We start from the raw sequence: 25,611 nt of genomic DNA on the forward strand, positions 1-25,611 counted from the left end.
AACCGGGCGGTTGACTCGGTCACGCTGCCCGAGTCGATCACGCTGGGCGGATCGGGGCGGCGGCGGGACCCTACGGCCATGGTCCGACGCCCGGGCGGCCGGCGCCATGGCGTACACCACAGCCGGAACCCGAAGCCCCACGGCCACGGTACGCCAACCGGGCCCCGGCGCGCGTCAAGTTCCGCCTCACGCAAGGTAGTTGAACGGAGTACCAGCCCCGTTCAGCTTGACGCAAAGTCTTGGCTGGGGGTTTGCTGTGCGTGATCGGCCGATGGCAGCCCGACAACCAGGAAGTTCCGCGGTGCCCCCAACCCCGCCCCTCTTAGGCCCAGGCCCGGCCGTCTCGGACCCAGGCCCGGCCGTCGTCCGAGCTCCCCGCGCGGCAGCGCACCCGGGGTGCGAACACTGCCCCGACGACGCCCTCGACGACGCAGAACTCATTTCCGCCCGGGCCGCGTTGACCCAGGGCCGCTGGCAGTCCGCCCGCTCCCTGCTGCTCCATACGGGTGATGACTGGGACCGCCGCGGCCACCGGGCCACCGTCCTCGCCCGTGAGCCCTACGCCACCGCCTGGGCCCGCGAGTGGCTGCTCGCCGAGCCCGGCTCCGCCGGCGCCGCCACCCTGTACGCCCTGACGCTGGTCCGGCGCGCCCTGCGCGGCAAGGAGGATCCGGAGCGGGCCCGCGAGGCCTGCGCCGGCGCCGCCGCGCTCGCCCCCGCCGACCCCACGCCATGGCTCGGGCTGCTCCTGCTGGCCCGCTACCTGGGCACCGACGAGGAGACGCGCCGGACCTTCACCGAGGTGCGCCGCCGCCACCCCGAACACCATCACGCCCACCACCTGATGGCGGCCCGGATCGCGGAGACCGAGACCGGGGGGACGTACGAACTGTGCGCCTTCGCGGAACGCGCCGCGGCCGAGGCACCGGCCGACTCCCCGCTCGCCGTCCTGCCGGTCGTCGCCTACGCCGAACGCCACCGGGTGCTGGCCGCCACCGGCCGGGCCCCCGCCGACCCGGCCGCCGCCGGGCACTGGACCGAGCCGTCCGCGCTGCGCGCCCTGGGCGCCGCCTTCGACTGGTGGCTGGAGTGGGGGATCGAGGAGCATCCCCGCCGCCACATCGACCTCAACCATCTCGCCCACGCCACCTTCGGCGCCGGCCGGTACGCCGAGGCCGCCGCGCTGTTCCAGCGGATCGGCCGCCATGCCACCCCGGCACCCTGGTCGTACCCGGACCGCGACCCGTGCGAGGCGTTCCGGGCGGCCCGGGAGCGGGTGCTGGGAGGCTGAGGGGAGGATGATGAGAAGAGGTTGTGGATTCCTTACGGCCGCCGGATTTCGTGGCCGAGCCCGCCCCGATGGTGTTCGAATGAGTACGTGAACTCTGAACAATCCGAGGAACCGCGGCGCACCGAGGAGGGCAGCCCGGTCGGCCGCCGGGTGTTCCTCGGCACCATCGGCCTCGGCGCGCTCGGTCTGGTGACCGCGCCGGTGCTGCAACGCGTCACCGAGTCGGTCCTCGGGACCTTCTCCGGCAAGGACCCCACGGGCCTGACCGGACTGCTCCCGAACGGCGGCGGCTTCCGCTACTACTCGGTGACCGGGTCGGTGCCGGACAAGACCGCCGCCGACTACCAGCTGAAGATCGACGGGCTGGTCGACAAGCCGCAGACGTACACCCTGGCCGACCTGCGGGCGCTGCCGCAGACCAAGCTGGTCAAGGACGTCCAGTGCGTGACCGGCTGGCGGGTCCCCGACACGCCCTTCGAGGGCGTCCGCCTCTCGCACCTGCTGGACCTGGCGGGCGTCCGGGACTCCGCGAAGGCGATCCACTTCACCTGCTTCGACGGCGCGTACACCGAGAGCCTCACCCTCGACCAGGCCCGCCGGCCGGACATCCTGGTCGCGCTGCGCATGCAGAACAAGGTCATCTCCCACGACCACGGCGGCCCGGTCCGCCTCTATGTCGCCCCCATGTACTTCTACAAGTCGGCCAAGTGGCTCTCCGGCATCACGGTCACCGACAAGGTCGAACCGGGCTACTGGGAGCGGCTGGGCTACGACGTCGACGCCTGGGTCGGCCGCTCGAACGGACGTGACGATGAGCCTACGAGCTGAGGCCCCGGCCGCCACGGACCGGCTGCGCCGCTTCACCGCCGCCGCGCGCTGGGTCCACCGCAGCACGGCGCTGCTGATGGGCCTGTGCGTCGCGACGGCCGCCTGCCTCTACATCCCGCAGCTGGCCGTCCTCGTCGGCCGCCGCGAACTGGTCGTCCGCATCCACGAGTGCGCGGGCCTCGCCCTTCCCGTCCCGGTCCTCCTGGGCCTGGCCTCCCGTGCCTTCCGCAGGGACCTCGGCTTCCTGAACCGCTTCGGCCCGCACGACAGGCTCTGGCTGCATGCCGCCCTGAGCCGCGACAAGCGCCCTTCCTCCCGTCCGGCGGGCAAGTTCAACGCCGGCCAGAAGATCTACGCGAACTGGATCGCCGGTGCGACCCTCGTCATGCTCGGCACGGGCCTCCTCATGTGGTTCACCCACCTCGCCCCGCTGATGTGGCGCACCTCGGCCACCTTTGTCCACGACTGGCTGGCCCTCACGATCGGCGTCGTCCTGGCCGGCCACATCGGCATGGCCCTCGGCGACCCGGAGGCAAGACGGGGCCTGCGCACGGGCACGGTGAGCAGAGAGTGGGCCAAGCGCGAACACCCGCTGTGGCGGCCGTAGCCCTGCGGAGCCTGCCGCACGAACTCCGACGGAGATCAGGCACCGCCGAGCACGGCCGTCGTGGCTGATCGCCGTCGCGGCGGAGAGAACTGTGAAGGCCATCGCTTTCCTCAGGCACCGCCGGACGCCGCCGTCGTGGCCGATGGCCGTTGCGGTGGAGGGAACTGTGAAGGCCGTCGCTTTCCTCAGCGATGCAAGGCCCCCCGGAGGCGCTCCAACGGTGCCGCAGGCGTCGCCGGACTTCGCCGTCGTGGCCGATAGCCCTTGCGGTGGAGAGAACTGTGAAGGCCGCCCTTCCTCATCCCGCCGCAACGCCGGTCAGCGGAGACGGCGGAGTCCGGCGGTGCCGAGTGACGCGCACCGCCGGACTCCGGTCCCGTACCGCCCCTAGATCACCAGGGACAGCAGGAGAACCAGGCCGCCCCCGACCACCGAGATGATCGTCTCCATGACGGACCAGGTCTTGAGGGTCTGGCCGACGCTCAGGCCGAAGTACTCCTTCACCAGCCAGAAGCCGGCGTCGTTGACATGGCTGAAGAACAGCGAGCCCGCGCCGATGGCCAGGACCAGGAGGGCGGTGTGGGCCGTCGACATGTCGGCCGCCAAAGGAGCCACCAGGCCCGCCGCGGAGACCGTGGCGACCGTCGCGGAGCCGGTCGCGAGACGGATCGCGACCGCGATCAGCCAGGCCAGCAGCAGGGCCGGGATCGACCAGTCCTTGGAGATCTCCAGGATCATCTGGCCGACACCGCAGTCGATCAGCGTCTGCTTGAAGCCGCCGCCCGCGCCGACGATGAGGAGGATGCCCGCGATGGGCATGAGGCCCTTCTCGACGGTCTGCGAGATCCGCTCCCGCGAGAACCCGGCCGGGCGCCCCAGCGTGAACATGCCGACGATCACGGCCGCGAGCAGGGCGACCAGCGGGGAGCCGATGACGTCGAAGACCCGCTGGACCTTGTGCGCCGGATCGTCGACGACTATGTCGACCAGCGCCTTGGACAGCATCAGGACGACCGGCAGCAGGATGGTGGCGAGGGTGGCGCCGAAGCCGGGGCGGTGCTCCAGTTCCTCGGACGGGCGCTGCGGGAGCATCCGGTCGGGGGCCTGCACGTCCACCCAGCGGGCCGCGACCTTCGAGAACAGCGGACCGGCGACGATCACGGTGGGGATCGCGACCAGGACGCCGAGGGCCAGGGTCACGCCCAGGTTCGCGTGGACCGCGTCGATCGCGACCAGCGGGCCCGGGTGCGGGGGCACCAGACCGTGCATCACCGACAGACCGGCGAGGGCCGGGATGCCGATGCGCATCAGGGAGTAGTTGCCGCGCTTGGCGACCATCAGCACCACCGGGATGAGCAGCACGATGCCGACCTCGAAGAACAGCGGCAGCCCGACCACGGAGGCGATCAGCACCATCGCCCACGGCATGGCACGCCCGCCGGCCTTGGCGAGGATCGTGTCGACGATCTGGTCGGCACCGCCGGAGTCGGCCAGCAGCTTGCCCAGGATCGCCCCGAGCGCGATCAGGACACCCACGCCGGCGACGGTGGCGCCGAGCCCGGTGGTGAAGCTGGTGATGGCCTTGTCGAGCGGTGCCCCGGCGAACGCGCCGAGCGCGAGCGAGCCGATGGTCAGCGCCAGGAAGGCGTGGAGCTTGAACTTGGTGATGAGCAGGACGATGACGGCGAAGCCCAACAGGACGGCGATGCCGAGCCGGGCATGTCCGGCCGAGGTGATGGGCGCGACGGTGTCCGCTGCCAGCATCTCGACGCTGAGTCTGGTCACGGGGGTTCCTTGCAGTGACGGGGACAGGTAGGGGGGATCCGGGGAAGGGGCTTACCGAGGGGCTTACTTCGGGGTGGGGCCGGGCAGCGTGTCCAGCGCCCGGACGGCCCGTTCGGTGATCTCCTCGGGGCTGCCCGAGACGTCCACGGCGACGCCCGGCTCGTCCGCGCTCAGCGGCTGGAGCGTGGCGAACTGGGAGTCCAGCAGCGCGGTCGGCATGAAGTGGCCCTGCCGGTGCGACATCCGGTCCGCGATGAGCCGCCGGTCGCCGGTCAGGTGCAGGAACACGATGCCGGGGGCCGCGGCCCGCAGCCGGTCGCGGTACGACCGCTTCAGCGCGGAGCTGCTGACCACCCCGCCCAGTCCCTCCCGCCCGTGCGCCCAGGAGCCTATGGCGTCCAGCCACGGCCACCGGTCGGCGTCGTCGAGCGGGTGCCCGGCCGACATCTTGGCGATGTTGGCCGGCGGGTGGAAGTCGTCGCCCTCGGCGTAAGGGACGCCGAGCCGGGCGGCGAGCAGGGGACCGATCGTGGTCTTGCCCGTGCCGGCGACGCCCATCACCACGACGACATGAGGGGTGCGCATCAGTGCCTCGCTGTGTCTTCCTCGGAAGGTGTCGGCCTCACTGAAACCCATTAGGTACGACGAATTCAAGAGTATGTGACATATAAGTCTGACTTTTTGGCTCAGTGATCCGCTCGGTACGCTGAGTGCATGAGTACACCGGGCCGGGGCCTGCACGGCCGAGTACTGGACACCCTCGGCCCCGCCATCACCGCGGGCGAGTACCCGCCGGGAAGCGTCCTGCGCACGGACGAGCTGGCCCAGCACTTCCAGGTGTCACGCTCCGTGATGCGTGAGGCGGTCCGGGTCCTCGAATCCATGCACCTGGTCGAGTCCCGCCGCCGGGTGGGCGTCACCGTCCGCCCCAAGGCCGCGTGGAACGTCTACGACCCGCAGGTCATCCGCTGGCGCCTGGCCGGCGCCGACCGCCCGCACCAGCTGCGCTCGCTCACCGTGCTGCGCTCGGCGATCGAGCCGGTGGCGGCCGGTCTGGCGGCGCGGCACGCCACGGCCGCCCAGTGCGCCGAGCTCACCGAGTGCGCGCTCGGCATGGTGGCCCATTCGCGCGGCCACGAGCTGGAGAAGTACCTGGTCCACGACGTGGCCTTCCACCGGGTGATCCTGGCGGCGTCGGGCAACGAGATGTTCGCCCGGCTCGGCGACGTCGTGGCCGAGGTCCTCACGGGCCGTACCCACCACGAGGTGATGTTCGAGGACCCCGACCCGGCCGCGGTCACCCTCCACGTCCAGGTCGCGGAGGCGGTACGGGAGGGCGACGCGCCCCGCGCGGAACGGCTGACCCGCGAGATCACCATGGGCGCCCTCCAGGAACTGGACGTCCTGGCGCCCTAGTCCAGGAACTCCCCGTCCAGATACACCCAGGCTCCCCCGACCCGCTCGAACCGGCTGCGCTCGTGCAGCGAGCCGCCCCTGAAGGACGCCCGGAAGGTCACCGTGCCGGTGGTGTGGAAGGCCGAGCCGTCGGTCGTCGCCAGGATCTCCAGGCCGGTCCAGCGCATCCCGGGGTCGAAGTCGACCCGGGCCGGGCGGGTCCGGGGATGCCAGGTGCGCAGCAGGTACGGCTCGTCCCGTCTGACGAAGGCGCTGTAGCGCGAACGCATCAGCGTCTCGGCCGTGGGCGCGGCCGCCTCGCCCCGGTGGAGCCGGCCGCAGCACTGCTCGTACGTCTCCGCGAGACCGCACGGGCAGGCGGCGGCAGGCTGCTGCCGGGAGGAGCGCTTCGGTGTCACCGGCCCGCCCCCTACGCCGACTCGGCGTTGGTGGGCGGCTGGGCCGGGCGCGCCGGGACGGCCAGGGTGGGCAGCACGGGCAGCGCCGTCCGGTGCACCCACGCGTCGAACAGGCCGTCCAGCGGCTCGTCCGCGAAGCGGTTGACGTGGGCCGTGAACATCGCCGTCGTCACGGAGCCGCCCCGGTGCAGCCCCGCCCACGCGCGCAGCATGTGGAAGAACCGCTCGTCGCCGAGCGCGCAGCGGATCGCGTGGATCGTGACGCCGCCCCGCTCGTAGAGGCGGTCGTCGAACATCGCCTTCTTGCCCGGGGCGGCGATCCGGATGTCCTTGGGCAGCCCGGAGAGCAACCGGTGGGCGAGGGCGGCGAGTTGCTGGGCGCTACGGCCGCCGGAGCGCTCCGACCACAGCCACTCCGCGTACTTGGCGAGCCCCTCGTTCAGCCAGATGTGCCGCCAGTCGGCGATGGACACGCTGTTGCCGAACCACTGGTGCGCCAGTTCGTGCGCCACCAGGCGCTCCGAACCCCGGGCCCCGTCCACGTGGTTGACGCCGAACAGCGACAACCCCTGGGCCTCGACGGGGACGTCGAACTCCTCGTCGGCGACGACCACGGCGTACTCGTCGAACGGGTACGGCCCGAACAGCCGCTGGAACAGGTCCATCATCGCGGGCTGCCGCGCGAAGTCCCTGGAGAACTCCGGGAGCAGCTGCGCCGGTATGTGCCCGTGCATCGGCACTCCGCCGAAGCCGGGGTCGCCGAGCAGCACCGTCTGGAACTTGCCGATCGCGAGGCTCACCAGGTAGCTCGACGTCGGTGCCGCCTGCTCGTACACCCAGGTCGTCGTGGACGCCTTCGTGGTACGGGTGAGCAGCCGGCCGCCGGCCACCACCGAGTACGCCGACGGGCAGGTGATCGAGAGCAGGTAGGACGCCTTGTCGGCCGGCCGGTCGTTGCACGGGAACCAGGAGGGCGCACCGGTCGGCTGGCTGGCCACCAGGGCGCCGTCCGTCAGCTCCTCCCAGCCGATCCCGCCCCAGGGGCTGTTCACCGGCTTGGGGTTGCCCGACCAGTGGATCTCCACGGTGAAGGCGGCCCCGGCGCGCAGCGGCTTCGCGGGCTTGATCCGCAGCCTGCCGCCGCGATGCGTCCAGTGCGGCTGGCGGCCGTCCACCCGGATCCGGCCGATCTTGAAGTCGGCCAGGTTCAGCTGGAACTCGGGCAGTGCGGCACGGCCCGCGATCGCGTTGATCCGGGCCATGCCGGCCAGGCGGTTGGGGCCCGGCCGGTAGTCCAGCGTGAGCTCATAGCGATGCACCCGGTACCGGGAATCGCCGTTGTCCGGGAAGTACGGGTCCGGACCCGCTGACTGCTGCACTGCCACTTCCGCGTTCGCTCCCTGCGCTGTGCTCGAACCGTCTCTCGGTGCACCGATGCCCGCGGCCACCGAGCGGCCCGCGCTCAGGGACGCCATGCCTCGATCGGATTGCCGAGCCAGCGGGTGTCGTCGGGAACCGACTCCGCCGCCATGACGAGCGACGCGGGACCCAGGGTCGTACGGGCCCCGATCGTGCTGCCGGGCAGCACGATCCCGCCAGGACCCAGTGTGGCGCCCTCACGGAGAACCACAGTATCCGTCCGCAAGATCCGGTCGTGGAAGAGGTGAGTTTGCAGCACACAGCCGCGGTTCACGGTGGCCGCGTCCTCCAGGGTCACCAGATCGGTCTCCGGAAGCCAGTAGCTCTCCACCCAGACGCCCTTGCCGATGCGCGCGCCGAGGCCGCGCAGCCAGGCCGTCATCACCGGCGTACCCGGCACCGAGCCGGCCAGCCACGGCACCGCCAGCACCTCGACGAAAGTGTCCGCCAGTTCGTTGCGCCACACGAACGAGCTCCACAGCGGGTGCTCCCCGCTGCGGTGCCGTCCGACCAGCAGCCACTTGGCCAGCACGGACACCAGGCCCGCGACCGCACCGGCACCGAGCAGCACCAGGCCGGACAGCAGCGGCGCCCAGGCCCCCAGCGCGCACAGCGCGGCCACGGTCAGCCCGGCCAGCGCCACCGAGCACAGCACCGGCACGATCCGGCACGTCTCCACCAGGGCCCGCGCCCACAGCATCCGCGCCGGCGGCTCGTACGTCCGGCTCTGGTCGCCGTCGGCCGCGCTGCGCGGCAGCTTCACCGGCGGCAGCCCCAGGTACGACGTGCCCTTCTTGGCCTTCTTCGGCGTCGCCGACAGCACACCCACCAGACCGCCGTCCGGCACACTGCGGCCCGGCGCGGTCATCCCGGAGTTCCCGAGGAACGCCCGCCGCCCGATCTCCGCCCGCCCGATCCGCACATAGCCGCCGCCGAGCTCGTACGGCGCGGTCAGCGTGTCGTCGGCCAGGAACGCGCCTTCGCCGACGGTCGTCAGGCTCGGCAGCGCGAGCACGGTCGACACCTCGGCGCCCTTGCCGATCCGCATCCCGAGCAGCCGCAGCCACACCGGCGTGACCAGGCCCGCGTACAGCGGGAACAGGGTCTCGCGGGAGCGGTCCATCAGCTGGGAGACCGTCCAGGCCTGCCAGCCGATCCTGCTGTGCGTCGGGTGCGTACCGACCCGCAGGCCCAGGCTCAGCAGCCGTACGGCGACCAGGATCAGCAGGGCGTACGCGAGACCGAACGCCAGCGTCGCCGGGACCAGCGCGACCGCAGCGCCCCGCAGGGCCTCGGCCAGGCCGTCCCCGGGGGCCACGAAACGCCCGGCGACCAGCAGCGCGGCTCCGCCCGCCAGCACCGGCAGCGCACTGAGCCCGACGCCCGTCAGGCCGTACATCACCCGCCAGTACGTGCCGCGCTGCGGCCGGTGCTTGGGCCAGTTCCGCTTGGCCTTGCCGAGCTTGACCGCCGGGGCGCCGGCCCAGCGCTGGCCGGTCGGGATCTGCCCGGTGACCGCGGAGCCGGGGGCCACCTCGGCGCGCTTGCCGACGCGGGCGCCCGGGAAGAGCATGCTGCGCGTCCCGACGACCGCGTGGGCGCCGATCCGCACCGGGCCGATCACCAGCCGGTCCCCGTCCAGCCAGGAGCCGGACAGGTCCACCTCGGACTCCACGGCCGCGCCCCGCCCGATCCTGAGCAGGCCGGTGACCGGCGGCAGCGAGTGCAGGTCCACCTCGGGACCGATCTTGGCGCCGAGCGCCCGCGCGTACCGCTCCAGCCAGGAGCCGGTCAGCGTGGTCGCCCCGGTGAACTCCGCCAGCCGCTCCGCCGCCCACAGCCGCAGGTGTACGGAGCAGCCGCGCGCGTACCTGCCGGGCTTCACGCCCCGCAGCAGCAGCCGGGCGCCACCGGCCGCGACCGCGATCCGGCCGGGCGGGGTGAACAGGACCAGGGCCCCGAGGCCGACCAGCCACCAGGGTGCGGTGGGCAGCCAGCCGTAGCCGCCCAGCACATTGCCGAGGGCGGCCAGGACCACCGTCCAGCGCAGCCCGAGGAGCGTGAACAGGGGCAGCAGGAGCAGCAGCTGCACCAGCTGGGCGCTGCGCGGCACGGGCGCGATCGTGCGCTCGGCGCCGTCGTCCTGCGCGGACTTCTCCAGGTGGCGGGCCAGCTTGCGCAGCACCGGCTGCTGGTAGATGTCGAGGACGGCCGCGCTGGGGTAGCGGGTGCGCAGCCGGGTGGTGAGCTGGGCGGCGGACAGGCTGCCGCCGCCGATCGCGAAGAAGTCGTCGGAGGCGCTGCCCACCGGGATGCCGAGGACCTCGGTCCACTGCTCGGCGAGCCAGGCCTCGGTGCCGTACAGCTGCTCGGCCGGGCCGCCGGTCTCCAGGTCCTCCAGGGGCCAGGGCAGGGCGTTGCGGTCGACCTTGCCGGAGGTGCGGGTGGGCAGCTCGGCGACCGGCGCCAGCAGCGGGACGAGGGCCGCGGGCAGCTCGGTGCGCAGCTTCTCGACGGCCGCCGCGTGGTCCCAGCCGTCCTGGGTGACGACATAGCCGACGAGGAGCTGGTTGCCGCTGCGGGCCGTGCGTACGGCCGCCGCGGCGCCCGCGACGCCCGGGAGCGCCTGGAGGGCCGCGTCGACCTCGCCCAGCTCGATACGGCGCCCGCCGAGCTTGATCTGCTCGTCGGCACGCCCGAGGAAGACCAGCCCCGCACGGTCGGCGCGCACCAGGTCACCGCTGCGGTACGCCCGCTCCCAGCCCAGCGACTCCAGCGGCGCGTACTTCTCCGCGTCCTTCTCGGCGTCCAGGTACCGGGCGAGGCCGACCCCGCCGATCACCAGCTGGCCGCTCCCGCCCATGGCCACGGGCACGCCGGCGTCGTCCACGACGGCCAGCTCCCAGCCGTTCAGCGGCAGCCCGATCCTGATCGGCTCCTCGCCGGTCATCAGGGCCGCACAGGCGACGACGGTGGCCTCGGTGGGCCCGTAGGTGTTCCAGACCTCGCGGCCCTCGGTCACCAGGCGCTGCGCCAGCTCGGGCGGGCAGGCCTCGCCGCCGAAGATGAGGAGGCGGACGTCGTTGAGGGTCTCGGGCTCCCAGAGGGCGGCCAGGGTCGGCACGGTCGAGACGACGGTGATCTCCTGGTCGACCAGCCAGGGGCCGAGGTCGGCGCCGCTGCGCACCTGGGAGCGCGGCACCGGCACCAGACAGGCGCCGTAGCGCCAGGCCAGCCACATCTCCTCGCAGGAAGCGTCGAAGGCCACGGAGAGGCCCGCCATGACCCGGTCGCCGGGCCCGATCGGCTCCTCGGCCAGGAACAGCGCGGCCTCGGCGTCCACGAAGGCGGCGGCGCTGCGGTGGGTGACGGCGACGCCCTTGGGCTTGCCGGTGGACCCGGAGGTGAAGATGATCCAGGCGTCGTTTTCGGCGCCGGGGCGGCCGGAGGGCCTTTCGGACTCGTGGCGGACGTCGATGTCCAGGCCCTCGCCGAGGACGGCTGCCACCTCCGCCTCGCCGAACACCAGCGCGGCCCGCTCGTCCGGGTCCTCGGCGTCGACCGGGACGTAGGCGGCGCCGGCCGCGAGCACGCCGAGAACGGCGACATACAGGTCGTTGGTTCCGGACGGCACCCGGACGCCCACACGGTCGCCGAGCCCGATGCCGGCCTCGGCGAGCCGCCGCCGCAGCCGCGCCACCTCTATGGCGAGCCCGCGGTAGGTGAGCTGGATGGTGCCGTCGTCCAGTGCGGGCTCGTCCGGGTGGGCCCGCACCGTTGCTTCGAACACGTCCACCAGGGTGCGCGGCGAGGCCGCCGCCCCGGCCGAGAAACGTGCGGTGTCCCCGAACTCCTCGCGGATCTCTTCGTCGAGCAGGCCGAGAGCGCTGCTCTCGTCAATCGCTGCCATCCGGTCCTCGCGTCTCGTTCCCGGAACCTCCGGGATGCCGGCGGGCCCGCAGGTCTGCCTGGGGTTGTCCGGCTCCGGCTAGGTAACAAGCCGGAAATATTAGTACGACGCTAGGCTCCCGTTCATCTCGCGGCCACCTGGAGACAGCCGTTCGGAGTAGTCCCTTGAATCTTAAGCAACTCCTGACCTGGCATTCTCCGCGCACGACGAGAGATGGGACACACAGCGTGAGGCGGGCCAACTCCGTGTGTCCGGCGGCCCGTACGACAACGGCCGGCCCTGCGGCGAAGAGGGGGGAGAGATCGCCGCGGAACCGGCCGTCGCCGTGGGGGCGGAGGAAACGTCACAGGGCGCCGGACGTCACGCGGCGCTGACCTCGGCCCAGATGGACTTGCCCCAGGGCAGATTGCCCACACCCCAGCGGCCCGAGCAGAGCGCGTCGAGGATCAGCAGACCGCGACCCCGGTCCCGTTCGACCGAGATGGGGCGCAGGCGGGGATGGCGGCCCAGCGGGTCGTGCACCTCGACCCGGGTCCGGGAGCCGTCGGTGTCGATGACGAGACGGACCGGGTCGTCCGGGTCGGTCTCGTAGCGCAGGGAGTTGGTGACCAGCTCGCAGGTGACCAGGGCGACCGCGTCGATGTGGTCGCGGGAGGCGTCAGGGGTGTGGTGGGCGATGAAGTCGCTCACGAACAGCCGGGCAGCCTTGGCCGACTGAGGCTCGCTGGCCAGTAACAGGACCGGCGGTGGGGCGACTTGCAGGGAGCGGGGTTCGGTCGTGGTGCTCCGCTGGCGTTCGATCATGTGCATCCCCTCACGGGCATGTCCCAACGCAGGCACGGTGGTTCGCCATGCGAGTGCGGTCACTGTCGTATTTCCCGGATTCATGGTGCCTTCACGGCACAGTCGATCGCAATACGTCCCGCGGGATGTGAAAAATTGCGCATCGACGCGAGAGACTTGCGGCACAAGTCGTCAGTCGGTGGCGAGGGTTGGTGCGGCACGGGCAGACTGTCGGGCAGTTCACCGGACAGAAGGGGGAATCCGTGAGCACGCCCACGGTGCGCCGGCGACGGCTCGGTGCGAAGTTGCGCGAGCTGCGTGGCGAACTCACCCTCGACGAGGTCGCCGAGCACTCCGAAGGCGCGTTCGTCTCCTCCAAGCTGTCCCGGATGGAGACCGGCAAGACCGCCCCCAAGGCAGCGGACATCCAGGCGCTGCTCCATCTGTACGGCGACCTCGGCCGCGACGTCAGCGACGAGCTGCGCGCGGCCCTGATCACGCTCACCAAGGAGGGCGGCCGGCGCGGCTGGTGGCACTCGTACCGGGGTGTCCTCACCCCGGTGTACGAGGACCTGATCAGCCTGGAGGCGGAGGCCGAGACGGTCTCCACCTGGCAGCTGGGCATGGTCCCCGGACTGCTCCAGACCGCCGAGTACGCCCGCGAGATCATCCGGGCGACCGCCATGTCCGAGGCGGTCGAGGCACGGGTCGACGCGCTCGTCGAGGTACGGCTGGCACGCCAGGCCGTCCTCACCCGGGACAGCGACCCGCTGGCGCTCTGGGCGATCATCTCCGAACAGGCCCTGCGCTCCACCACCGAGGATCCCGCCCTGATGTACGAGCAGTTGGGGCGCCTGCTTACGATGGGGCGGCGCCCGAACATCAACATCCAGGTGTTGCGGTCGGACGCCCCCCTGCACGCCGGGCTCACCGGCACCTTCAGCATCCTGGGCTTCGGTCCGCACACCGATCTGGACGTCGTCCACCAGGAAGGGCTGACCTCCGCCCTGTACATCGAGGAACGTGATCGGGTCTCCACGCACCGGGCCGCGTGGCAACGCCTCACGTCTGCCGCCGAGTCCGTCGAGGCGTCGGTGGAACTGATCACCCAGATAAGGAAGAACGAATAAGGAATGAAGCACGCTGACGACGCGTCGACTCTGCCGGTGACCTGGTGGAAGTCCTCGGCGTCCGCATCACAGTCCGACTGCGTGGAATGCGGGATCGTCGACGGGGCGACGGTCGCCGTCCGCGACAGCAAGTGGCCCGAAGGGCCCGCGCTCCTGCTGGACCGCACCGCGCTCCGCGCGTTCACCTCCGCCGTGGCCCTCGGTGACGGCCGAATAGGCGGCCTCGACTGAGAGAGCGGCGCCCACCGGAAGGTGGTCGCCGACGGCGCTCTGTCCAGAAAAACCAAGAAACCCCTGCTCAGCAGGGGTTTCTTCGTGGTGTCCGAGGGGGGACTTGAACCCCCACGCCCGATAAAGGGCACTAGCACCTCAAGCTAGCGCGTCTGCCATTCCGCCACCCGGACAAGGTGTCTGTCGTGCGAAGTCTTCCGTGCGGGTTTCCCTCGCGACGACGAAGGAAACACTACCAGGCTTTCGGGGGCGGTCGATCACACCCTGTTTCCGGACCCGCGGGCGTGAACGGCGTGTGACGGGCCGGGACCGGCCTTGGGCCCGGAGCGGGAAGGGAGAGAGGATGGCGGGGACCGGGCGGCAGTGACAGCGGAAGGAAGCAGCGTGAGCGAGACGGACACGGCCAGGGGCGTCACCGGCGAGGACGAGGTCGTCGACCTCTGCCGCGAGCTGATCCGGTTCGACACCAGCAACTACGGCGACCACTCCGGTCCCGGCGAGCGCAAGGCGGCCGAGTGGGTCGCCGAGAAGCTCGCGGAGGTCGGCCTCGAACCGAAGATCTTCGAGTCCCACCCGGGCCGCGCCTCGACGGTGGCCCGCATCGAGGGCGCGGACCCGTCCAGGCCCGCCCTCCTCATCCACGGCCACCTCGACGTCGTACCGGCCAACGCCGACGACTGGACCCACCACCCCTTCTCCGGCGAGGTCGCGGACGGGTGCGTGTGGGGCCGGGGCGCCGTCGACATGAAGGACATGGACGCCATGACCCTGGCGGTCGTACGGGACCGGCTGCGCAGCGGCCGGAAGCCGCCCCGGGACATCGTCCTCGCCTTCCTCGCCGACGAGGAGGCCGGCGGCATCTGGGGCGCCCGGCACCTGGTCGACAACCACCCGGACCTCTTCGAGGGGGTCACCGAGGCGATCAGCGAGGTGGGCGGCTTCTCCTTCACGGTGAGCGAGCAGCGGCGGCTCTACCTCATCCAGACGGCCGAGAAGGGCATGCACTGGATGAAGCTGAAGGTGGCCGGCACCGCCGGGCACGGCTCGATGATCCACCGCGACAACGCGATCACCGAGCTGTCCGAGGCCGTGGCCCGGCTCGGCCGGCACAAGTTCCCGGTGCGGGTCACCAAGACCACCCGGGCCTTCCTCGACGAGCTGGGCGACGCGCTCGGCACCGAGCTGGACCCGGAGGACATGGAGTCGACGCTGACCCGGCTCGGCGGCATCGCCAAGCTGATCGGCGCGACCCTCGGCAACACCGCCAACCCGACCCAGCTCAACGCCGGTTACAAGGTCAACGTCATCCCGGGCGAGGCCACCGCGCACGTCGACGGCCGCTTCCTGCCGGGCCACGAGGAGGAGTTCCTCGCCGACCTCGACCGGATCCTCGGCCCGAACGTGGTCCGCGCGGACGTGCACTCCGACAAGGCGCTGGAGACCAGCTTCGACGGCGCCCTGGTGGAGGCCATGCAGTCCTCGCTGCTCGCCGAGGACCCGACCGCCAAGGCGATCCCGTACATGCTCTCCGGCGGCACCGACGCCAAGTCCTTCGACGACCTCGGCATCCGCGGCTTCGGCTTCGCGCCGCTCAAGCTGCCGCCGGAGCTGGACTTCGCCGGCATGTTCCACGGCGTGGACGAGCGGGTGCCGGTGGACGGGCTGCAGTTCGGGGTGCGCGTGCTCGACCGCTTCATCGACGCGTCGTAAAGTCCTGGCTTCATATAATCGGGCGGCTGTACGAGGCCGAATGAGAAGAGTGAATGCGACGATAAGCTCGTAGCTCCATTACTCCCTCCTCGTTACTCCAGATGTGATCCGCTACTGCGAATCGCATTGCCAACAAGGAGGAATAATGCTCAAGAAGGTCGTCGCTGCTGCGGCTGCCACTGGTGGTCTGGTTCTCGCGGGTGCGGGCCTGGCCGTCGCCGACTCGGGTGCCCAGGGCGCTGCCATGCATTCCCCGGGTGTCGTCTCCGGCAACGTGATCCAGGTTCCCGTGCACGTCCCGGTGAACGTCTGCGGCAACACGATCTCCGTGATCGGGCTGCTGAACCCCGCCTTCGGCAACACCTGCATCAACAAGTGACGCCGACTCCCTGAGGGGCGTCTTCCCGTCGGCCCCGGAGCGCGCGCCATGCGCTCCGGGGCCGACCGGTTTTTCCGCGGGCTTTTTCCGAACGAATGTCCGTGCGGAATGCAAGGTCAGGATCCGAGGCAGGGGAATTCAGAAATGCGACAGGGTACCCGTAAGGGCCTTATGACAGTGGCCGCGGCGACCGGCGTGATCGCCGCGGCAAGCGGATACGCCCACGCCGACTCGGGGGCGGTCGGCTCCGCCGCCGACTCACCCGGCGTGCTCTCCGGCAACACGGTGCAGGCGCCGGTGCACGTGCCGGTGAACGTCTGCGGCAACACCGTGAACGTCGTCGGCGCCCTGAACCCGTCGATGGGCAACAAGTGCGCCAACCACGGCGGCGGGGGCGGTGCTTCGGCGGGCCACGGCCACAGCGGAGACCACGGTGGGTACGGCGGTCCCGGCGGCAACGGCGGCAACGGCGGTCACAGCGGCCACGGGGGTTCGCCCGCCGGGGGGCACACCGCAGGTTCGCCCGGTGTCGGCTCGGGCAACACCGCGCAGGCGCCGGTCGACGTTCCGGTCAATATGTGCGGCAACAGCGTCGACGTCATCGGCGTCGGCAACACCGCCGTGGGCAACGAGTGCGCCAACGACGGGGGTTCCGGACACATCGGACACCCGGGGCACCCAGGACACCCGGGACACCCAGGGTCTCCCGGCGGTGGTCACCCCACGCAGCCGCCCGGCCACGGCGGGCACGGCACGCCTCCTGCGCACGGCGGGCACGGCAGCACGCCGCCCGGGAAGCCGGGGAACCCCGGAACGCCGGGCAGGCCGGGGAACCCGGGGACTCCGGGACACCCGGGCGCTCCGGGCGTGCACCCGGGCATGCCCCCCGCTCACTCCGGGAGCAGGACCGTCCCGACCGGTGCCCGCGGCGCCACCCTCGTCCACCCGCTGGGCAGCGTCTCCGTGAGCCGGCCCGTCACCGCCGCGCAGCTCGCGCACACCGGCAGTGACCTGCCACTGGGTCTCGCGCTCCCGGCCGGCGCCGGTGCGCTGCTCGCGGGCGCCGTGCTGTACCGCAGGGCGCGCGCCGCGGCGTAGCGCACGGAGCGTGACGCGCCGCGACCGGTGCGTGGAACGGGACGGGCCCCGTCGACACGGGGCCCCTTCCGTCAGTCGGCCAGTCTCACCATGTGGCACGCACCTGGCGGATGATCCGCCGGCGCAACCGCACCCTGCGGCTGCCGTCGCGCATCAGGCTCAGTCGGTCCAACTCCCAGTGTCCGTACTCGGCATGGTCCGTCAGTAGACGTGTGGCCTCCTTGCGGGACACCCCGCGAGGTACGTACACGTCGACAAATTCGTATTCCGGCATCGCATCTATTGTGCGGGCTGGTGCCCGGTACGGATAGCGTCTGCACTATGTCTGATGCTGTGCAGCCCACCGCTGCCGAGGTACGCGCCGCCGCCGAGGCGGTCAAGACCGCGCTCGACCGCCATCTGGCCGCGGTCGAACGCAGGTCGGGGGAGGACGACCCGGCTGTATACGAGGCGTTCAACCAGCTGGCCGCGGCCGCCGAGGTCTACGACGAGCTTCTCTACGACCGCTACGACGAGGTCACGCCCTTCGAGATCCCCGGTACGGACGACTCGCTGCCACCGTACGCGGGCCCCGAGGAACCGAACGCGATCAGCGTGCTGATCCGCCGCGACTACGCCGTGGCGGAACCACAGCGGCTGCTGGCCCAGGCCCAGCGCGTCGAGGCGGCGGAGTACGACGACGGCCCCGGCGCGGACGAGGGTGCCGCCGGCACGATCCACGGGGCGCTGGGCGTCCTGTTCGGCGAGTTCGAACCGGACGAGATCGCCTCCCGGCACAAGGAGTTCGGCCTGGAGGAGGGCGACTCCACGCTGTGGGTGACCGCGGCGGACGAGCCGGCCGAGCCCGGCGAGTGGCTGGAGGTGCCCTTCGAGGGCGTCGATCCGCAGCGGGTGGTGTGCCGCTTCGACGTCAGCGCGGTCTTCGACGACGAGGACACGGAGGACGGCGAGGACGGTGAGGACGCCGGGGGCGCCGACGAGCTGGACGACGACCTCGACCTGGACGAGGACGAGGATCTGGAGCCGTTGGACGCCGAGCGCTGATGGACGCCGAGCGCTGATTCGCCGGTCGGCCGGCGGTGCCTTCCGAGGGTTGAGACCGGATGGGCACCGCCGGCCCGCGCCGTTGCGGCTGATCGCCGTCGCGGCGGGAGCAGATCCGGCGGCGGGACAGGGACCGTGCGGCGGGGTCGGCTCGTGCCCGGACGGAGCCGCCGGCGGAAACGGTCAGTTCGCTGCGGGGACCTGCGTCTTCAACAGCAGCGGCAGGCGGGTCGTCCGCGGCTTCGGCAGGGACTCGGCCACCGCCTTCGCCAGGGCCTGGTCCACTCCGTGGACCACCGACAGGTGGCGCTCCGCCCGGCTGAACGCCGTGTACACCCAGGGGCGGCTCAGGGACTGGACCGCGTCCCCGGGCAGCACCACGACCGCCGCCGGCCAGCGGCTCCCCGCCGCCTGGTGGGCGGTCAGGGCCCAGCCGTGGCGGACGGACTGCTCCACCCGCTCCTTCGGCACGACCACCGGCGCACCCGCGCACGACAGGTGCAGCCCGTCGGCGTCGGCCTTCACCACCTGGCCGGGCACCGTACGGCCCGGCGCGGGGGAGTAGGCGATCCGGTCACCGGGGTCGAAGCCGCCGAAGCGGCCGGGGCCCGGATTGAGCCGTTCCTTGAGGGCGGCGTTGAGGGCGCGGGTGCCGGCCGCTCCACCGTGGCCCGGGGTGATCACCACCGTCTGCTCGGCGGGGACGCCGATCGCGCGCGGAACGGAGTCGGCGACCAGCTGCACCGTCCGGTGCACCGCCTCGCCCGCGTCCCGCACCGGCACGATCACGACCTCCTTGCCGGGCGCCTCGACCTGGGTGAGCTCGCCGACGCCGATCCCGGAGACCAGTTCGCCGAGCGGGCCGGGGTCGGGCGTGCGGGAGGCGATCTGCGGGCACACGCGGGCCGCCAGCAGGTCGGCGAAGACCCGCCCGGGACCCGCGGACCACAGCATCGCCGGATCCCCGCTCAGCACCAGCCGGGCCCCGTCGGGCAGCGCCTCCACGAGGATGGCCGCGCCCTCCACGTCCAGCTGGGGCGCGTCCAGCACGATGAGCAGGTCGAGATCCAGGGCGCCGTCCGCGTCCCGGCCGGGGCCCGTGACGCCGGCGAGCAGGTCGGCGACGGTGCCGACGGCTCCTTCGCCGCTCGTGAGGCGCCGGCTGCCGTCGGGGGTGTGGGCGGCCGCGAAGGCGCGCAGTCCGGCCGCGCGGGCGGCGGTCAGCAGGGCCGCGGGTTCGGCGCGGGCCGCCTCGCCGCCCGTGTGCAGCACCAGGCCGTGCCCGGCGACGGCACGCGCCAGCTCGGCCGCGCCGCCGGCGGCCGCCGCGGCGGCCGCCTCCCAGAGCTCCGAGGCGTCCTTGGCCAGCGAGTTGACGAGCCGGGCCAGCCCGTCGGCGAGGCTCTCCTCGGCCAGCGCGTACCGCTCCAGGCCGACCAGGACCCGGACCGGCCGCTCCTCCTCGTCGTCCTCGGGCTCCGGGGCGCCTGGATCCAGGGCGTCCTGGAAGACCAGCGCCTCGCCCTCCGCCAGCGCGCCCTGCACGGCCTCCTCCGGGTCCGGCACCGCCCGCTGGGCGAGCGCGGCCGTGAGCGCCGGCATCTCCAGCGCGGTGTGCCCGGCCACGGCGGCCTGCTCCAGGAGCCAGCCGGTCACCGCCCGGCCGCGCCGCTCGTCGTCCGGACCGCACTCCGCGCCGAGCAGCGCCCGCGCGAACCCGTCGGCCTGGTCCGGCCGTACGCCGGTGACCCGGAGCAGCTGCCAGGGGTCCTCCCGCAGCAGCGTGTCCGCGCCCTCGCCGAGAGCGGCGGCGACCTGGGGGGCGAGCGACTCGGGCGCCCCGCCGTCGGTCAGCACCCCGCGTACCGCCGTGACCGCCTCCGCGGCGGGCGCGGCGGGCATGGCCGGTGCGGCGGTGGCGGGCGCCGACTCGGGCCTGCGGACCGGCTCGGGCGCCGGGGCCCGGCGCGTGGCCGGCTCGGGGTCCGCGAACACGGTGGCCGCAGGCTTGTCCCCGCTCTCCACCGCCCGGATCGCCGCGAGCAGATCCGCGGCCGTCCCGCTGAGCTTGGTCCCGCTCTCGATGGGCCCCTTCTTCTCGGCCTTCCGCTGCGCGATCCGCTCCCGCTCGACCCGCTGAGCAGCCAACTCGGCCGCGGCCTCGGACAACTGAGCCGCGCTGTCGCCCCCGGCGGCCTCGCCGCTCCCCGCGTCCGGCACGGCACTTCCCGATCCGCCCGCGCCCGCCGCACCGGTGGCGCCGACCGCGCCGGATCCGGTGGCCCCCGCGTCGTCGTCGCCGTCCGCTCCACCGGTCCCGGGCGCGCCGGTCCCCGCAGTCGTCGTGCCGCCCGCTGTGGCCGTGTCGGCGGTGGGGTCGCCGGCTTCCGCCGTCCCCCCGGCCGTCGTGTCCTCGTCGGCCTCGGGCTTGGCGCCCAGCCCCGGCTCCGTGCTCACAGCGTGCTCCAGTCGTGATCGGGATAGCGGTGCACGGGCGCCGACACGTCGTCGAGCGCCCGGCAGATCTCGTCAGGAAGAGTAAGCGCCTCCACTGACAATGCCCCCGCGAGCTGCTGCGCGTTGCGCGCGCCGACGATCGGCGCGGCCACGCCCGGCCGGTCCCGCACCCATGCGAGCGCCACCTGGAGCGGGGTGACCGCGAGCCCGTCCGCCGCCGTCTGCACCGCGTCCACGATCCGGGTCGCGGTGTCGTCGAGGTACGGCTCGACGAACAGCGCCAGATGCTCCGAGGCACCGCGCGAGTCCGAGGGGGTGGAGTGCCGGTACTTCGCGGTCAGCACGCCCCGGCCCAGCGGGGAGGACGGCAGCAGGCCGATGCCCAGGTCGAGGGCGGCGGGCAGCACCTCGCGCTCGATGCCCCGCTGGAGCAGCGAGTACTCCAGCTGCGTGCTGGCCAGCCGGGTGCGCGTGCCCGGCGCCGCGAGCTGCCAGGTCGCCGCCTTCGCCAGCTGCCAGCCGCAGAAGTTGGAGACCCCGGCGTACCGGGCCCGGCCGGTGCTGACCGCCAGGTCGAGGGCCTGGAGGGTCTCCTCCAGCGGGGTGTCCGGGTCGTAGGCGTGCACGTGCCAGACGTCGACGTAGTCGGTGCCGAGGCGGGCCAGCGAGGCGTCCAGCGCGGCGAGCAGATGGCCGCGCGAGCCGTTGAAACGCCGGTCCGGGTCGGGGACGCTGCCCGCCTTGGTCGAGATGACCAGGTCCCGGCGCGGCACCAGCCCTTCTATGAGCTGCCCGAGCAGGTACTCGGCCTCTCCGTCGCCGTACACGTCCGCGGTGTCGACAAGGGTCCCGCCGGCTTCCCAGAACGCCTTCAGCATGTCCGCGGCGTCGTGCTCGTCGACGTCCCGGCCCCAGGTGAGGGTGCCGAGTCCGATCCGGGACACGCGCAGGCCGGTGCGGCCGAGATGCCTCTGCTCCATGCCGCGAGATTACTGGCCAGAGCTGGTGCGTTGGGTTGCCTGTGGATAACCGATTTCCATGGCAGAAGGGGTGGGACGGGTAACTTCGCTGTGGGCTTTCGGCCGTCGGCAGGCTGCGGGCCGGTGGGGGCTGAGCGCGCAGTTCCCCGCGCCCCTTTCGGGGCGCCTCACGCTAAGGTCTTCGCAACAGCGACGTTACTGATCGGTAAGGGGAACGGCCATGCAGCTCGGGATCAACCTCGGCTACTGGGGCGCCGGGATGGACGGGGACAATCTGGCCGTGGCGCAGGAGGCCGAGCGGCTCGGGTACGCCGTGTGCTGGGCCGCCGAGGCCTACGGCTCCGACGCCGCCACCGTGCTCAGCTGGGTCGCCGCCCAGACCGAGCGCATCGACGTCGGCTCGGCCATCTTCCAGATCCCCGCCCGGCAGCCGGCCATGACCGCGATGACCGCCGCGACCCTCGACTCCCTCTCCGGCGGCCGCTTCCGGCTCGGCCTCGGCGTCTCCGGACCGCAGGTCTCCGAGGGCTGGTACGGCGTCAAGTTCGACAAGCCGCTCTCCCGCACCCGCGAGTACGTGGAGATCGTGCGGCGGGCGATGAGCCGGGAACGGCTGTCGTACGAGGGCGAGCACTGGACGCTGCCGCTGCCGGGCGGCCCCGGCAAGCCGATCAAGCTGACCGTGCACCCGGAGCGCGAGCACATCCCGGTCTACATCGCGGCCATCGGCCCGAAGAACCTGGAGCAGACCGGCGAGATCGCCGACGGCGCGCTGCTGATCTTCCCCTCCGCCGAGCACCTGGAGGAGACGGCCGTCCGGTATCTGCGCGCGGGACGGGAGAAGGCCGGCAAGACCCTCGACGGGTTCGACATCTGCCCGACGCTGCCGCTCGCCGTCGGCGACGACAAGGACGTGGCCTCGCTCGCCGACACCTTCCGGCCCTACACCGCGCTGTACGTCGGCGGCATGGGCAGCCGCAAGCAGAACTTCTACAACCAGCTCGCCCAGCGGATGGGCTACGAGCGGGAGGCCGCCGAGATCCAGGACAAGTACCTGTCCGGGGACAAGAACGGGGCCGCGGCCGCCGTACCGCAGGAGCTGATCGACCAGACCACGCTGCTCGGTTCCGTGGACCGGATCGCCGACCGGATGAAGGCCTACGCGGCCGCCGGGGTCACCACGCTCTCCCTCGCGCCCGCCGGCTTCGCCCTGGACGAGCGGCTCGCCTCGCTGCGGGCCGGCGCCGAGGCCCTGGAGCGCGCCGGGCTCGCGTGAACACCTGAGAGGTGAGAGAAGTCCGCGGCCGTGGTGGGGGCTCGGGGGTCTTCCCCGCCACGGCCGTCACGCAGAACAACGCGCCGGTGCCCGCGCGGTTACGCCCCCGGTGTGACCCCGGTCCTCCTCCTTTCGGCCGAGTTCGCCCGGACACCTGTTGCAGCCACTCCGATGCGGCATTTGACTCGTTCTTTACGGGTTTGGTGAGCCTCCGGAGAGGTGCCCACGATGCTTTCGGCCAGGAGTCTGTTCCAGGAGATCCTCGACAACGACGAGTCCTTCCGGCTCTTCTGCTCCATCGCGGCCGGCGGGGAGTCCCAGGGCGGCTGGGAGAACGCGCGGATCGCCGCGCTGGTACCGCGGAGCGAACGCGACCTCGCCCCCAAGATCACCCGCCATGGCGCCGACGAGGACAAGCACGGGCGCATCTTCCACGCCCTGCTGAGGAAGCGCGGGCTGACGCCCGTTCCGGTGCCGGCCGACACCGACTACACGATGATCCTGGAACGGCACGGCATCGGGCTCGCCCACGACCGGCTCCGGGCCGACCGGCCGCTCACCGTGCCGGACATCATCACCTACCTCGCCCACAGCCGGGTCACCGAGCAGCGCGCCTCCGAGCAGATGGAGCTGCTGCGCCGGTACTTCGCCGACCACCAGGACGTGGGCCGCGCGGTGCGCGTGATCTCCGGCGACGAGGACAACCACCTCGCCTACTGCCACGAGGAACTGCTGAGCTTCGCCGCCGCCGGGCACGGCCGCACCATCCAGCGGACCCTCCGCGCCTGCGCCCTCGCCGAGATCCGCATCCACCGGGACGTCAGCCTCGCCGTCATGGCCCGCATGGGCCGCATCCTCGGCTGGCGGAGGACCAGGTCCGCGCTCCTCGCGTGCGGCATCCACGCGGTCTACGCCTACGAGCGCGCCGCCGGCTGGCGCCGCATGGTCTCGCTGCGGATGCCGGAGCGCAGGAACGCCCTGGGCGGGCCCCCGACACCCGCACCCGAGTTCGCCTGAGTCCGGGCCGGACCGCCCCGCGGAGACCGCTCACATCCACCCGCGGCGCTTGAACATCCGGTACAGCATCAGCTCCAGGCAGGCCATGAACAGGATCACCGCCGGATACGACCAGATCCAGTGCAGCTCGGGCATGTGGTCGAAGTTCATGCCGTAGATCCCCGCGATCAACGTGGGGACGGCGGCCATGGCCGCCCACGCGGAGATCTTCCGCATGTCGTCGTTCTGCCGCACGCTCATCTGCGCGAGGTGGGCGCCGAGGACGTCCGACACCAGCCGGTCCAGCGCCTCCACGTTCTCGTTCACCCGCATCAGATGGTCGTTGACGTCCCGGAAGAACGGGCGGGCCGACTCCTGCACGAAGGGCACCGCCATACCGCTGCCGTACGGGCCCACCCCCGCCAGCTTGGTCATCGGCAGGGCCAGCGGCACCGTCGCCCGGCGGAACTCCAGGATCTGCCGCTTGAAGGTGTAGATCCGCGAAGCGGTGTGCCGGGACCCGCCGCCGCTCGGCGAGAACACCTCCGCCTCCAGCTCCTCCAGGTCGTTCTGCAGCTCGGTCGCGACCTCCAGGTAGTGGTCCACGACCGCGTCGGAGATCGAGTACAGCACCCCCGTCGGCCCGTGCTTCAGCATCTCGTGCCGCTCCTCCAGATGCCGCCGGATGTCGCCGAGCGGCGAGGGCGTCCCGTGGCGCACGGTGACCACGAAGGAGTCCCCGATGAAGATCATCAGCTCGCCGGAGGTCACCGTGTCGCTCTTCGGCTCGTACGTCACCGGCTTCAGGACGACGAACAGGGAGTCGTCGTACACCTCCAGCTTGGGCCGCTGGTGAGCCGTGAGGGCGTCCTCGACGGCCAGCGGATGCAGCCCGAACTCGTCGGTGACCAGGTCGAACTCGCGTTCCGTCGGCTCGTACAGGCCGATCCACAGAAAGCTGTCGCCACGCGCGCGTGCCTCCGCGAGGGCGTCGGAGAAGTCCTGCGGCGTCTCCGTCCGCTCCCCGTCCCGGTAGATGGCGCAATCGACGATCACGGAGCGTATTCTCCCGTCGCCCGCCCGGCTGTGCACTTCGGCGTGCGCCTACCCTGGGCCGCATGCCCACGCTGATCCTCGTAAGGCACGGACGGTCCACCGCCAACACCTCCGGTGTGCTCGCCGGCTGGACGCCGGGCGTCGCCCTCGACGAACGCGGGGCCGCCCAGGCCGCCGCGCTGCCCGGCCGGCTCGCCGGGCTGCCCATCTCCGAGATCGTCACCAGCCCGCTGCAACGCTGCCAGGAGACGCTCCGCCCGCTGCTCGACGCCCGCCCCGGGCTCACCGCGCACACCGACGAGCGGATCGGGGAGGCCCACTACGGCGACTGGTCCGGCCGCAAGCTCGCCGAGCTCAGGGACGAGCCGCTGATGGAGGTCGTCCAGGCCCATCCGTCGGCGGCGGCGTTCCCCGGCGGCGAGTCCATGCGGGCCATGCAGACCCGCGCCGCCGAGGCGGTCCGTGAGTGGAACGCGCGCGTGGAGCGCGACCACGGCTCGGACGCCGTCTATCTCATGTGCTCGCACGGTGACATCATCAAGTCCCTGGTCGCGGACGCGCTCGGGCTGCATCTCGACCTCTTCCAGCGGATCTCCGTCGAACCGTGTTCGATCACCGCGATCCGCTACACCCGCCTCAGGCCGTTTCTCGTTCGTCTCGGGGACACCGGGGATTTCGCCTCGCTCGCCCCCCGCGAGGAACCTCCCGGGGAAGACGCCGCGGTCGGTGGCGGCGCCGGCGCGCCGTGATCGTCAGCCGCAGTAGGGTGAAGCGATCCACGTAAGCGACCCCACCGGTCGTGTCGCCGACCCCCAAT

The 25,611-nt window shown here is 72.1% G+C and carries 23 protein-coding genes and 1 tRNA gene; 13 read left to right on the top strand and 11 right to left on the bottom strand.

Annotated features, from left to right (window positions below; translation table 11 throughout):
* Positions 1–457: 457 nt before the first annotated feature.
* From SSP29_RS24950 to SSP29_RS24960, 3 genes are all read left to right on the top strand, one after another.
* Entirely contained in the window at positions 458–1,291 is an 834-nt protein-coding gene (locus SSP29_RS24950) for a hypothetical protein (protein WP_150134860.1), read from the top strand.
* Between the two features lie 87 nt (positions 1,292–1,378).
* Positions 1,379–2,119, top strand: coding sequence for a molybdopterin-dependent oxidoreductase (locus tag SSP29_RS24955; protein WP_089103041.1), 741 nt, complete (start codon positions 1,379–1,381; stop codon positions 2,117–2,119).
* Entirely contained in the window at positions 2,103–2,726 is a 624-nt protein-coding gene (locus SSP29_RS24960) for a cytochrome b/b6 domain-containing protein (RefSeq protein ID WP_089103042.1), read from the top strand. The genes SSP29_RS24955 and SSP29_RS24960 overlap by 17 nt, the downstream gene beginning before the upstream one ends.
* A 387-nt stretch (positions 2,727–3,113) precedes the next feature.
* On the opposite strand, the gene SSP29_RS24965 is transcribed toward SSP29_RS24960, so the two are convergent.
* The gene (locus SSP29_RS24965; protein WP_089103043.1) at positions 3,114–4,511 is read right to left on the bottom strand and encodes a GntP family permease; all 1,398 of its coding nucleotides are present in this window, start codon (positions 4,509–4,511) and stop codon (positions 3,114–3,116) included.
* A 63-nt stretch (positions 4,512–4,574) separates the two neighbouring features.
* Complete coding sequence (locus tag SSP29_RS24970; protein ID WP_089103359.1) at positions 4,575–5,096, bottom strand: gluconokinase; 522 nt, start codon at positions 5,094–5,096, stop codon at positions 4,575–4,577.
* Positions 5,097–5,225: 129 nt separating this feature from the next.
* Between SSP29_RS24970 and SSP29_RS24975 the strand changes: the two genes are divergently transcribed.
* Positions 5,226–5,927 carry a FadR/GntR family transcriptional regulator gene (locus SSP29_RS24975; RefSeq protein WP_089103044.1) on the top strand — a complete coding sequence of 234 codons (702 nt, stop codon included), beginning with the start codon at positions 5,226–5,228 and terminating at the stop codon, positions 5,925–5,927.
* On the opposite strand, the gene SSP29_RS24980 is transcribed toward SSP29_RS24975, so the two are convergent.
* The 4 genes from SSP29_RS24980 to SSP29_RS24995 all read right to left on the bottom strand — a co-directional run bounded on the left by SSP29_RS24980 (position 5,924) and on the right by SSP29_RS24995 (position 12,458).
* Positions 5,924–6,325 carry a YchJ family protein gene (locus SSP29_RS24980; RefSeq protein WP_089103045.1) on the bottom strand — a complete coding sequence of 134 codons (402 nt, stop codon included), beginning with the start codon at positions 6,323–6,325 and terminating at the stop codon, positions 5,924–5,926. The genes SSP29_RS24975 and SSP29_RS24980 overlap by 4 nt on opposite strands.
* A gap of 11 nt (positions 6,326–6,336) precedes the next feature.
* The gene (locus tag SSP29_RS24985; RefSeq protein ID WP_089103046.1) at positions 6,337–7,710 is read right to left on the bottom strand and encodes a M1 family metallopeptidase; all 1,374 of its coding nucleotides are present in this window, start codon (positions 7,708–7,710) and stop codon (positions 6,337–6,339) included.
* A 77-nt stretch (positions 7,711–7,787) separates the two neighbouring features.
* A complete protein-coding gene (locus SSP29_RS24990) occupies positions 7,788–11,654 on the bottom strand; it encodes a Pls/PosA family non-ribosomal peptide synthetase (protein WP_089103047.1) in 3,867 nt (1,288 codons plus the stop codon).
* Positions 11,655–12,014: 360 nt separating this feature from the next.
* On the bottom strand, positions 12,015–12,458 hold the full coding sequence (locus SSP29_RS24995; protein ID WP_089103360.1) for an ATP-binding protein: 444 nt from the start codon (positions 12,456–12,458) through the stop codon (positions 12,015–12,017).
* Positions 12,459–12,700: 242 nt separating this feature from the next.
* Between SSP29_RS24995 and SSP29_RS25000 the strand changes: the two genes are divergently transcribed.
* Together SSP29_RS25000 and SSP29_RS25005 are read left to right on the top strand one after the other, a co-directional pair.
* On the top strand, positions 12,701–13,567 hold the full coding sequence (locus tag SSP29_RS25000) for a helix-turn-helix domain-containing protein (protein WP_089103361.1): 867 nt from the start codon (positions 12,701–12,703) through the stop codon (positions 13,565–13,567).
* A gap of 3 nt (positions 13,568–13,570) precedes the next feature.
* Positions 13,571–13,798 carry a DUF397 domain-containing protein gene (locus tag SSP29_RS25005; RefSeq protein WP_089103048.1) on the top strand — a complete coding sequence of 76 codons (228 nt, stop codon included), beginning with the start codon at positions 13,571–13,573 and terminating at the stop codon, positions 13,796–13,798.
* Between the two features lie 85 nt (positions 13,799–13,883).
* On the opposite strand, the gene SSP29_RS25010 is transcribed toward SSP29_RS25005, so the two are convergent.
* Positions 13,884–13,971: transfer RNA gene (locus SSP29_RS25010), tRNA-Leu, on the bottom strand.
* 211 nt (positions 13,972–14,182) lie between these two features.
* On the opposite strand from SSP29_RS25010, the gene SSP29_RS25015 reads away from it, so the two are divergent.
* The 3 genes from SSP29_RS25015 (at position 14,183) to SSP29_RS25025 (ending at position 16,985) form a co-directional block, all read left to right on the top strand.
* Positions 14,183–15,508, top strand: coding sequence for a M20/M25/M40 family metallo-hydrolase (locus SSP29_RS25015; protein WP_089103049.1), 1,326 nt, complete (start codon positions 14,183–14,185; stop codon positions 15,506–15,508).
* Positions 15,509–15,653: 145 nt separating this feature from the next.
* A complete protein-coding gene (chpH, locus tag SSP29_RS25020; protein WP_089103050.1) occupies positions 15,654–15,887 on the top strand; it encodes a chaplin ChpH in 234 nt (77 codons plus the stop codon).
* A gap of 144 nt (positions 15,888–16,031) precedes the next feature.
* Positions 16,032–16,985 carry a chaplin gene (locus SSP29_RS25025; RefSeq protein WP_089103051.1) on the top strand — a complete coding sequence of 318 codons (954 nt, stop codon included), beginning with the start codon at positions 16,032–16,034 and terminating at the stop codon, positions 16,983–16,985.
* An 85-nt stretch (positions 16,986–17,070) separates the two neighbouring features.
* Here the strand turns inward: SSP29_RS25025 and SSP29_RS25030 are convergent, their stop codons facing one another.
* The gene (locus SSP29_RS25030; protein ID WP_046732800.1) at positions 17,071–17,259 is read right to left on the bottom strand and encodes a DUF5703 family protein; all 189 of its coding nucleotides are present in this window, start codon (positions 17,257–17,259) and stop codon (positions 17,071–17,073) included.
* Between the two features lie 47 nt (positions 17,260–17,306).
* On the opposite strand from SSP29_RS25030, the gene SSP29_RS25035 reads away from it, so the two are divergent.
* Positions 17,307–18,029 carry a hypothetical protein gene (locus SSP29_RS25035; protein WP_089103052.1) on the top strand — a complete coding sequence of 241 codons (723 nt, stop codon included), beginning with the start codon at positions 17,307–17,309 and terminating at the stop codon, positions 18,027–18,029.
* A 183-nt stretch (positions 18,030–18,212) separates the two neighbouring features.
* On the opposite strand, the gene SSP29_RS25040 is transcribed toward SSP29_RS25035, so the two are convergent.
* A complete protein-coding gene (locus tag SSP29_RS25040; protein WP_150134868.1) occupies positions 18,213–20,486 on the bottom strand; it encodes a helix-hairpin-helix domain-containing protein in 2,274 nt (757 codons plus the stop codon).
* Complete coding sequence (locus SSP29_RS25045; RefSeq protein ID WP_089103054.1) at positions 20,483–21,466, bottom strand: aldo/keto reductase; 984 nt, start codon at positions 21,464–21,466, stop codon at positions 20,483–20,485. Before SSP29_RS25045 ends, SSP29_RS25040 begins: the two co-directional genes overlap by 4 nt.
* A 220-nt stretch (positions 21,467–21,686) precedes the next feature.
* On the opposite strand from SSP29_RS25045, the gene SSP29_RS25050 reads away from it, so the two are divergent.
* Positions 21,687–22,742 (top strand): LLM class F420-dependent oxidoreductase, encoded by a 1,056-nt coding sequence (locus SSP29_RS25050; protein WP_089103055.1) that lies wholly within the window; start codon positions 21,687–21,689, stop codon positions 22,740–22,742.
* Positions 22,743–22,970: 228 nt separating this feature from the next.
* Positions 22,971–23,759 carry a ferritin family protein gene (locus SSP29_RS25055; RefSeq protein WP_089103056.1) on the top strand — a complete coding sequence of 263 codons (789 nt, stop codon included), beginning with the start codon at positions 22,971–22,973 and terminating at the stop codon, positions 23,757–23,759.
* Positions 23,760–23,789: 30 nt separating this feature from the next.
* On the opposite strand, the gene corA is transcribed toward SSP29_RS25055, so the two are convergent.
* Complete coding sequence (gene corA, locus SSP29_RS25060; protein ID WP_167449999.1) at positions 23,790–24,794, bottom strand: magnesium/cobalt transporter CorA; 1,005 nt, start codon at positions 24,792–24,794, stop codon at positions 23,790–23,792.
* Between the two features lie 62 nt (positions 24,795–24,856).
* Between corA and SSP29_RS25065 the strand changes: the two genes are divergently transcribed.
* The gene (locus SSP29_RS25065; protein ID WP_089103057.1) at positions 24,857–25,543 is read left to right on the top strand and encodes a histidine phosphatase family protein; all 687 of its coding nucleotides are present in this window, start codon (positions 24,857–24,859) and stop codon (positions 25,541–25,543) included.
* The last annotated feature ends 68 nt before the right edge of the window (positions 25,544–25,611 follow it).

It is taken from the genome of Streptomyces hyaluromycini (assembly GCF_002217755.1).
GTDB lineage: Bacteria > Actinomycetota > Actinomycetes > Streptomycetales > Streptomycetaceae > Streptomyces > Streptomyces hyaluromycini.